The sequence below is a fragment of the Burkholderia sp. SJZ089 genome, assembly GCF_007828315.1.
Lineage (GTDB): Bacteria > Pseudomonadota > Gammaproteobacteria > Burkholderiales > Burkholderiaceae > Burkholderia > Burkholderia gladioli.
On the sequence record NZ_VIUM01000001.1, the window covers coordinates 387,010 to 397,120 of the forward strand.

A 10,111-nucleotide genomic window follows, 5' to 3' on the forward strand; every position below is an offset into this window, starting at 1 on the left:
GAGATACGGTTGATCGCGTCCGGTCGGCCTACGCACCTTCCCCACGCCGGAACGCGAGACGGAATATTACCGATAACGATTCTCATTTGCAATTCATTTACGAACGCAAACACGATGAAATTGCCCTTGCGGACCCTGGTTTCCAATCGTTCGAATGCATCGGCGCCGCAGCGGAGCGAGGCGGCAGGATGCGAGAGGCGGCGTGCATTTGCCGGGCATTTCCGGCGTATTTCACCGGCCCTGCCGCCCCGGGCCCGCATCGACGGGTTACTTATCGAATGGAATGGCGTAACGATGCGTCAAGCCGATTACGCGCGGCAATTCGATGAATCGACGCAGCGACGCGCCGGCCGGCGGCAAGCCGCCCGGCGCGTCACGATCGTGATAGGGACTGGGGAATGGCGCGGCACGATCGGAACCGATCGCCGCGAGCCGGGGCGCGGACGCGGGCACGGCACGCGCACGCCTCGACGGGCATGCGCGAGCCGCCCCGGCCTCAGGTCGAGGTGGCCGTCTTGCGCAGCATCAGCGCGATCAGGTAAGGGCCGCCGATCAGGGTGGCCACCAGGCCCGAGGCCACCTCCTCCGGAAATACCAACTGGCGGCCCAGCCATTCGGCGAAGGTCATCAGCAAGGCGCCGATCATCGCCGCCACCAGGATCTGCGAGGCGGGCCGGCGCGCGCCCGAGAAGCGCGCGATATGCGGCGCGATCAGGCCGACGAAGGACAGCGGGCCGACCAGCAGGGTCGAGGCGGCGGTCAGCACCGCGGCCAGCAGCAGGATCAGCAGGCGCGCGCGCCCGACCGGGATGCCGAGCCCCCCCGCCACGCCGGCGCCCAGGCCGAGCGTCTCGATCCAGCGGCTCATCAGCGGCGCGCAGACCAGGCCGAGCAGCGCGATCACGGCGGCGGCATAGGCGATCGGCGCCTGCACGTAATAGGTCGAGCCGACGATGAAGTTGAGCAGCAGCCCGACCCGCGAATCGCCGCTCGACATCATGGCGCTGACCACCGCCTGCAGCAGCGCGCTGATCGCCACGCCGATCAGCAGCAGCCGCTCCGGCGCGAAGGCCACGCGCGAGCCGAGCCACATCAGCACCGCCAGCGTCACCACCACGCCCACCAGGCAGCTGAGGAACAGCATGCCGGGCCCGGGCGTCACGCCCATGAACAGCGCCACCACCAGGCCGAGCATGCCGCCCGAGCTGACGCCGAGCAGGTCCGGGCTGGCCATCGGATTGGCGGTGATGCGCTGGATCAGGGTGCCGCCGATCGCCAGCAGCACGCCGGCCGCGGCCGCCGCCACCGTGTGCGGCAGGCGCCAGAACATGATGGCGCGGATCTGCTCGAGATCGCCAATGCGCCAGCCGTCGACCGTGCGCGTCACGCCGAAGCTGAGCGCGAGCACCACCACCAGCGCCAGCAAGGCCAACGGCAGGCGGCGCGCGAGCCGCGCGGGCGCCGGCGCAGCGATGCCGGCCGCGTGCAGGTCCGGCTGGGCGCGCAGGCGCGGCAGCAGGAACAGCAGCAGGGGCACGCCGATCAGCGAGGTGACGGTGCCGGTCGGCAGCAGATGCGCGGAGAACAGCTCGGCGGACGACACCACGCGCACCAGTTCGTCGGTCAGCCACAGCAGCGCGGCGCCCAGCAGCGGCGCCCACACCAGGCGCTGGCCGAGCCGGCGCGCGCCGGCCAGGCGCGCCAGGGTGGGCGCGGCCAGGCCGACGAAGCCGATCACGCCGACCGTCGAGACCACCGCGGCGGTCAGCACCACCGCCACCAGCAGCGCCACCACGCGCGTGCGGTGCAGGCCGACGCCGAGGCTGCGCACGGTCGAGTCGCCGGCATCGAACACGCCGAGCGGACGGCGCAGCAGCACGGTCACGATCGCGCAGCCGAGCACCGCCAGGCCGAGCATGCGGCTCTCGTGCCAGCCGGTCTGGTCGAGCGCCCCGCCGCCCCAGATCATCAGGCCGCGCAGCAGCTCGAAGTGCGCCATCGACAGCGCCAGGCTGATCGCGCCGCAATAGAGGTTGACGATCATGCCGGAGAGCACCACCGCGAGCGGCGCCATGCGCTGCCGCGCCGACAGCGCGAATACCGCCAGCATCGCCAGCAGGCCGCCCGCCAGGGCGATCACGGGCCGCCCCGCCACCAGCCAGGACGGGCCCCACAGATCGGCGATGATCAGCGCGAGATAGGCGCCCGGGAACACGCCGAGCGTCATCGGCTCGGCCAGCGGATTGCGCAGCACCTGTTGCGCGAGGGTGCCGGCCAGCGCCAGCGCGCCGCCGCACAGCAGGGTCATGGCGATGCGCGGCAGCATGCTGTCGCGCACCAGGATCTCGCGCAGGTTGTGCGGATCGGGGGAGCTCAGCGCCTGCCAGAAGGAGGCGCCGTCGAGTTCGGCGCGGATGCCGAGGATCGCCAGCAGCAGCGAGACCGCGATCATCGCGCCGATCACCCACCAGCGCGTGTCGCGCGGCGCGGCCTGGCGCGGCAGGCTCATCAGGTTACGCAACACCGCCGCCTCCCGCCTCGATCGTGCCCAGCGCGGCGTCGATCGCCCGCGCGAAACGTTGCATCGACACCAATCCTCCATACGGCGCGATCACCGGCAGCTCGGCCACGCGGCGCTCGCGCACCGCCGGCAGCGCGTGCCAGATCGCATTGCCGGCCAGGCCGGCACGGGCCGGCGCCTTGACCGGGCCGACCAGCAGCACGCTGGCCTCGGGCACCTCGGCGAGCCGCTGCAGCGGCACCAGCGAATAACCGGCCTGGGTCGGCCAGACCGGGCCGCCGTCGCGCGGATGCGCGGCATTGCGCACGCCGATCTTGCCGAGCATCTCGTCGAACAGGCTGCCGCGGCCATAGACGCGCAGGTGCCGGTCGTCGACCAGGTCGGCCACGATCACCGGCTTGCCGAGCCGCGCCGGCCGGGCGGCGAGCCCGGCGCGCACGGTCTCGATGGTGCGCGCGGCCTCGGCCACCAGCTCGACGGCGCGCCGCGGGCGGCCGACGCGCGCGGCCAGCTTGCCGGTCTCGTCGCACAGATCGCGATACGGCGTCTCGCTGGTCATGTACTGGCTCAGGATGATGGTCGGCGCGATCCGCTGCAGGATGCGGATCGCCGGCGCGTGGCCCGGCGTGAGCACCAGCAGGTCGGGCTTGAGCGTGAGCAGCACCTCGAAGTTCGGCTGGTACAGCAGGCCGACATCGGCGATGCCCGGCGGCAGCGGCGGCTCGACGATCGCGCTGCGATACCAGTCGGGCAGCGTCACGCCGATCGGCACCACGCCGAGCGCGAGCAGCGTCTCGGTGAGTTCCCAGTTCATGGTGACGATGCGCGTCGGGATCGCGGTGGATTCGGTGGCACCGGAGGCAGGATCGACGGCGGCCGGTGCCGCTTGCAGCATGCCGGGCCGCGCCAGCGCGCCGAGCGCGGCGGCCGCGCCGGCCAGGCCGAGCGCCCCGCCGCGCGCGAGCCAGCGGCGCCGGCCCGCATCCGGGTGAAGACGAACGCGGCTCATCGCGGATAACCGATGCGGTGGCCGCCGACCGGATCGGTCATCACGCCCATCGGCACGCCGTAGATCGCCTCCAGGCTGTCCTCGCGCATGATCTCCTCGGGGCTGGCCTGCATCAGCACGCGACCGTGGCGCAGCGATACCAGCTGGGTGCAGAAGCGCGTGGCCATGTTGACGTCGTGCAGCACCACCACGGCGGTCATGCCGCGTGCCTCGCAGAGCGTGCGGATCAGTTGCAGCACCTCGAGCTGGTGGCCGATGTCGAGCGCCGAGGTGGGCTCGTCGAGCAGCACGCAGCGGCTGTCCTGCGCGATCAGCATGGCCAGCCAGACGCGCTGGCGCTCGCCGCCCGAGAGGCTGTCGACGGGACGCTCGGCGTAATGCGCGACGTCGGTCGAGACCATCGCGTTCTCGACGTGCTCGTGATCCTCGCGCGTGAAGCGGCCCAGCGCGCCGTGCCAGGGATAGCGACCGAGGGCGACCAGCTCGCGCACCAGCAGGCCGTCGGTGGCCGGCGTGTATTGCGGCAGGTGCGCGACCTGCTGCGCGAAGCGCCGGTGCGGCCAGCCCGCCAGCGGTTCGCCGCCGAACGCGATGCTGCCGCGCGTGGGCGCGTGCAGGCGCGCCAGCAGGCGCATCAACGAGGTCTTGCCGGAGCCGTTGTGGCCGATCAGGCCGACCACCTGCCCGGCCGGGATGTCCAGCGTGATGTCCTGCAACAGCAGTTTGTCGCCGATCGCGAAATCGACACCTGAAAGTCGGTAGAGCGGCGTATCGCCGGCGGATGTGGTCACGGCTTCGGTTCCATCGTCTGCTTGGTCTGGCGGGAACGGCGGGCCGAGGCCCGCCGGGGCGTCATTATCCGACAGTTCCGCGGTGCCGCGCGTCGTCGCCGCCGATTTCCGCCGATTCGCCGGCCGCCGGCGCAGCGGGAACCGTCGGGGCCGCCGCCAGCGCACGCAGGCGGCGCGCGACACCGGCATGCACCTCCGGATGCAGCACGATCCCGCTGTGCGTCGCATCCGCCTCGATCACCTCGACCTCGGCGCTGGTATGCGGCCGCCAATCGCGCTCGCGACCCGCCACGGCATCGCGCGTGGCATGCCAGAAGCTCAGCGGCACGTCGATGCGCGGCAGCGCGTGCGCGACGCGCAAGCGGTAATGCAGGCCGTCGATCTCGGCGGCGCGCGCGAACAGCGGCGCCAGGGCCGCGCCGTCGGGCTGCGCGGCCAGCCACGCCGGCAGCGCGGCGAGCGCGTCGGCGCCGGCCACCTCGGCCTCGGCGCCCGGCTCGTCGTGCGCATCGGCGGTGCGGATCGCCGTGTCGAGCAGGCCGAGGAAATCGACCCGGTGCCCGAGCGCGCGCAGGCGCGCGGCCACCGCGAAGGCGATGCGGCCGCCGAACGACCAGCCCAGCAGCCGATACGGGCCGGCCGGCTGCGCCGCGAGGATGGCGCGCGTGCAATCCTCGGCCAGCGCCTCGAAGCTCGCGGGCCAATCGGCGGGAACCGATTCGGGCCGGGCGAAGCCGGGTGCGCGCAGCGCCACCACCGAGGCCACGCCCTGCAGCGCCGCCGCCAGGTAGCGGTATTCGCCGGTCAGGCCGAAGCCGGGATAACAGCAGAACAGCGTGACCGGCGCGCGTGCCGCGTTGAGCGGCTGCAGCCTCGCGTCGGGCGCCGGCGCGAGACGCGCCTCGGCGTGGAAACGCTCGCGCCAGACCGCGAAGGCCGCCGCGGCGGCGGCGTCACCCACGGTCACGCTCTCGCCCGGCGCGCCCTCGGGCAGATCGCCGAAGCGGCGCGGTGCCGCGTGCGTCGGATCGGCTGCGCCGTGCGCCATGCCGGCGAGCGCACGCACCTGCGCGTCGAACACCGTCACCAGGCGCGCCAGCATCGCTTCGTCGACCGAACCATCGGCGGCGCTCCAGTCCACCTTCAGGCAGCCCTCGGCGATCAGGCCGTTCAGGTCGAGCCAGTGGCGCGCGCCGGCCGCGACGCGGCCCTGCGTGCCGTCGCCGCTGTCCTCGGCGGCAAACGTGAAGCGGCCCGCGCCGAGCCGCTCCTCGAAGCGGCCCAGGTAGTTGAAGCCGACCGTGGTGGCCGGCAGCGCGGCCAGCGCCGCGCGCGACGAGGCCAGCCCGGCGTAGCGCAGCAGGTTGTAGTGCAGCCCCTCGGCCGGCAGCTCGGCGCGCGCGGCACCGATGGCGCGGCGCGTGGCATCGACATCCTCGTGCGCGCTCACGCGCAGCGGATATTGCGTGGTGAACCAGCCGACCGTGCGGCTCAGGTCGACGCCGGGCACCTGGTCGCCGCGACCGTGACCTTCCAGCTCGACCACCACCGGCACGGCCGGCAGCACCTCGGCGCAGGCATGCGCGAGCGCGGCCAGCAGCACCTCGTCGATGCGCCAGCCGGCCTGGGTGAGCCGGGCGGTCGCCTCGGCGTCGAGCGTCCAGGCCCGATGCCGCTGGCCGCCCAAGGCGCGCGGCGCGGCATCCTCGGCCGCGCCGAGCCGAGCCTGCCACCAGGGGAGCTCGGCCAGCAGCTCCGGCTGCGCGGCATAGGCAGCCAGGCGCCGCGACCAGTCGCGCCAGCCCGTCAACGGCTTCGGCAGCGCCGGCGCGCGGCCGGCGCGCAGGGCGTCGTAGGCGCTCAGCAGGTCGTCGAGCAGGATCCGCCAGGACACGCCGTCGACCACGATGTGATGCACCACGATCAACAGCCGCGCGCCCTCGGGCGTGGCGAACGCGGCCGCGCGCAGCAAGGGGCCCGCGGCCAGGTCGAGACTGCCGTGCAGGCGATCGGCGTGCGCGGCCAGGGCCGCGCGCCAGTCGTCGGCCGCCCCGGCCACCGCGCCCTCGCCCAGCTCGATCGTCTCGAAGGCCGCCTCGGCCAGCGCGTCGGAAGCCGGCACGATGGTCTGCATCCAGGCCTGGTCGGCCGCCTCGCGCGTGAAACGCGCGCGCAGCGCGTCGTGCGTGGCCAGCACCGACGCCAGCGCGCCGCGCAGGGCACCGGCATCGAGCGGCTCGGCGCTCGCCAGCAGCACCGACTGGTTCCAGCGCGAAGGCGCATCGGGGAACTGCTCGAAGAACCAGTGCTGCATCGGCACGAGCGGCACCGCCAGCGGCACGTCCGAGGCAGCATCGTCGATCTCGCCACCCGCACCGCCCTCGCCCGCCTCGGCGCGCTCGGCGACCCGCGCCAGCTCGCGCACGCTCGAATGCTCGAACACCTGCCGCGCCGTCACGATCCAGCCCGCCGAGCGCGCCTGGGCGATCACGCGCAGGCTGGAGATCGAATCGCCACCCAGCGCGAAAAAGCTGTCGGTCACGCCGAAATCGCCGCGCCCGAGCACGGACTGCCAGATCGCCAGCAAGGCGGTTTCGAGCGGACCTTCGGGCGGCACCGCGCCGGTCTCGACGGTATCGTCGGGCTCGGGCAGCGCGCGCCGGTCGAGCTTGCCGTTGGGCAGCGTCGGCAGCGCGGCCAGCGCGACGCAGACCGACGGCAGGTGCGAGGCCGGCAAGCCGGCCGCGAGCGCCTCGCGCACCGCCTGCGGGCTGGCCTCGCCGGTGTAGTAGGCCACCAGCCGCTTGCGCTCGCCCGCGCCGCGCAGCTCGACCACGCCCTCGCGCACGCCGGGCGCGCGCCTGAGCGCCGCCTCGATCTCGCCGAGCTCGATGCGATGGCCGCGCAGCTTGATCTGCTGGTCGAGCCGGCCGAGGAAGTCGATCACGCCGTCGGGCCGCGCGCGGCACAGGTCGCCGCTGCGATAGACGCGCGAACCGGGCGCGCCGGTCGGATCGGGCACGAAGCGCTCGGCCGTCAGCGAGGGCCGGCCCAGGTAGCCGTGCGCGAGCGTCGGCCCGCCGATGCAGAGTTCGCCGAGCGCGCCGTCGGGCGCGCGGTTGCCGTCCAGGTCGGCCACATAGGCATGGCGCGACGGGTAGCAGCGGCCGATCGCGACGATCGCGCTGGACGCGTCCGCGACACCGACCGGATGATGCAGCGCGGCCACCGTGGTTTCGGTGGGCCCGTAGAGATTGTCGATCGCCACGCTCGCCAGCGGGCCGTCGAGCCACTTCGCGAGTGCATCGCCGGGCAGGCCCTCGCCGCCCACCGTGATCTGCCGCAGCGACAGGTCCTGCGCGGCCGGCAGCGCGATGCGCCATTGCTGCCATAGCGCGGTCGGGATCCGCGCGAAGCTGACGCGCTCGTCGATCAGCGTGCGGTTGAGCGTGTCCAGTTCCCAGGCGCGCGGGCCGCGCATCACCACGCGCCCGCCCGCGATCAGCGCCGGCAGCAGCTCGTGCAGCGCGACGTCGAAATTGATGGTGGAGGATTGCAGCACCGTGTCGGTCTCGGCGATGCGGTGGTCGTGCAGGAAGTCCTCCAGGTGCAGGGCCAGCGCGCCGTGCGCGATCGCCACGCCCTTCGGCGTGCCGGTCGAGCCCGAGGTGTAGATCACATAGGCCAGCGATTCGGGATGCAGCGTCGGCGGCGCGGCCGTTTCGCATCGATCGGCGCCCTCGCCCGCCGGCGCCTCGCGCCACGACCAGGCGTCGATCGCGCGCAGCGGCGCGAGCAGCTCGCCCCATTGCGCGCGCGTGGCCTCGTCGACGATCACGCGCTGCACGCCGGCGTCGGCGATCATCGCGCGCAACCGCGCTTCCGGGTATTCGGGGTCGAGCGGCACGAAGGCACCGCCGCCGTGCCAGACGCCGAGCAGCGCGGCCGGCAGCGCCAGCGAGCGCGTCAGCAGCAGGCCCACGCGCTCGCCCGGGGCGAGGCCGTCGGCGCGCAGCGCGGCGCCCAGGCGCGCGGCCCAGCCGTCGAGTTCGGCGTAATGCAGCGTCGCGCCCTCGCAGCGCAGCGCGACGCGCTGGGGGCACAAGGCGGCACGCGCAGTCACGCGCCGATGCGCGGGCTCGAACGGGCCGCGCGCGATGTCGGCACGCGCGGCCTCGTGCTCGCGCGGTGCGGCGAGATCGGCCACGCGGCGCGACGGCTCGGCCGCGATCTGCGCCAGCAGCGCCGCGTAGTCGTCGAGCAGGCGCGCCACCGTGTTCTCGACGAAGCGGTCGCTCGCATAGGTCAGCGCCAGCTCGAAGCTGCCGCCCGCGCCGCGATCCTGGCCGTTCAAGGCGAGATCGAAACGCGCGGTCGGCGCGGCATTGGCCACCGGCTCGGCGCGCAGGCCGGCCGGCAGCGCGGCGGCTCCGCCGGCCCGCTCGACGGCCAGGTCGAACATCACCTGGAACAGCGGCGAGCTGTCCAGGTCGCGCTCGACCGCCAGCGCATCCACCAGCCGCGCGAACGGCACGTCGCGATGGGCCTGCGCATCGAGCACGCGCTCATGCGTGGCACGCAGCAGCTCGACGAAGGGCCGGGCGCCGTCCAGGTCGGTGCGCACGATCAGCGTGTTGACGAAAAAGCCGACCAGCGCCTCGGTCTCGCGCCGCTCGCGCCCGGCCGAGGGCACGCCCACCACCACCGTGCGCTGCGCCGCGTAACGGCCCAGCACCACGCCCCAGGCCGCCAGCAGCAGCGTAAACGGCGTGCTGCGCTGCTCGCGCGCGATCGCGCGCAGCCGCTCGGCCAGCGGCGCCTCCAGCACGCGGCGCACCGTGCCGCCCTCGTGCGAGCGCTGCTGGCGCGGCGGCAGATCGCGCGGCAGCGTGATCGCGCCCGGCGCGCCGCCGAGCACGCCGCGCCAATGCGCGATCTGCGCGTCGAGCTCGTCGGCGGCCAGCCATTCGCGCCGCCACATCGCCACGTCGGCGAACTGCACGGGCAGCGGCGCCGGCGTCTCGCCGCGATAGAAGGCCAGCAGGTCGCGGAACAGCAGGTCCATCGACCAGGCATCGGCGACGATGTGATGGACCACGAACTGCAGCACGCATTCGTCGGGGCCGATCTCGAACAGGCCGACGCGGATCGGCGCGCCGCCCGTCAGGTCGAAGGGCGCGCAGCCGAAGGCGTGCAAGGCGGCGGCGAGCGCCTCGGGATCGCGGCCCACCGCGTGCGCCGCGAAGCCGTAGTCGCGCCCGGGCGCCTGCTGGCCGGCCGGCGCGAGTTCGACCGGGTATTGCATCGGCACGCCGTCGCCGGCCTCGAAGCGCAGCCGCAGCGCCTCGTGGCGCTCGACCAGCGCGCGCAGCGCGCGATGCAGCGCCGCGAGGTCGAGCGGACCGCTCAGCCGCAAGGTCTGGGTCAGGTGATAACCGGCGTGGGCCGGATCGAGGCACCACAGGAACCACAGCCGTTCCTGGGCCGGCAGCAGCGGGAAGCGCGCCGGGCGCGGCGCGAGCGGCACGGCCGGCAGCGCCGAGGTGTCGATGCCCTGCGCGCGGGCGCGGGCGCGGAACAGCGCGCGCTTGTCCTCGGGCAGCGCCGCGTATTGTGTCGCGAGCCGCAGCGCGTCGGGCCGGGCGGGAGAGGTGTTGTCCGTCACGTCATTGATTTCCAGTCTGTCGGCCGGCGCCCCGCTCGCGAGGCGCCGGACCGGGGATGCGCGGCGGCCCGACCGGGTCGTCCCGGCGGCCGCCGCGCATCGCTAGCCCTCGTTCGGGCTTTACG

General features: G+C 73.8%; 4 protein-coding genes. All 4 read right to left on the reverse strand.

Features of this window, described 5'->3' with window-relative positions:
• Nucleotides 1-496 precede the first annotated feature (496 nt).
• Nucleotides 497-2,524 (reverse strand): Fe(3+)-hydroxamate ABC transporter permease FhuB, encoded by a 2,028-nt coding sequence (gene fhuB / locus FB600_RS01460; protein WP_244099412.1) that lies wholly within the window; start codon nt 2,522-2,524, stop codon nt 497-499.
• On the reverse strand, nt 2,514-3,530 hold the full coding sequence (locus FB600_RS01465; protein ID WP_145756119.1) for an ABC transporter substrate-binding protein: 1,017 nt from the start codon (nt 3,528-3,530) through the stop codon (nt 2,514-2,516). Before FB600_RS01465 ends, fhuB begins: the two co-directional genes overlap by 11 nt.
• Complete coding sequence (locus FB600_RS01470) at nt 3,527-4,321, reverse strand: ABC transporter ATP-binding protein (RefSeq protein ID WP_017922115.1); 795 nt, start codon at nt 4,319-4,321, stop codon at nt 3,527-3,529. Before FB600_RS01470 ends, FB600_RS01465 begins: the two co-directional genes overlap by 4 nt.
• 64 nt (nt 4,322-4,385) lie before the next feature.
• Nucleotides 4,386-9,986, reverse strand: coding sequence for a non-ribosomal peptide synthetase (locus tag FB600_RS01475; protein ID WP_261383293.1), 5,601 nt, complete (start codon nt 9,984-9,986; stop codon nt 4,386-4,388).
• Nucleotides 9,987-10,111: the final 125 nt, after the last annotated feature.

Coding starts and splice junctions, on each gene's coding strand:
- FB600_RS01465 (WP_145756119.1), bottom strand. CDS start 3,530: ATGAGCCGCGTTCGTCTTCACCCGGATGCGGGCCGGCGCCGCTGGCTC.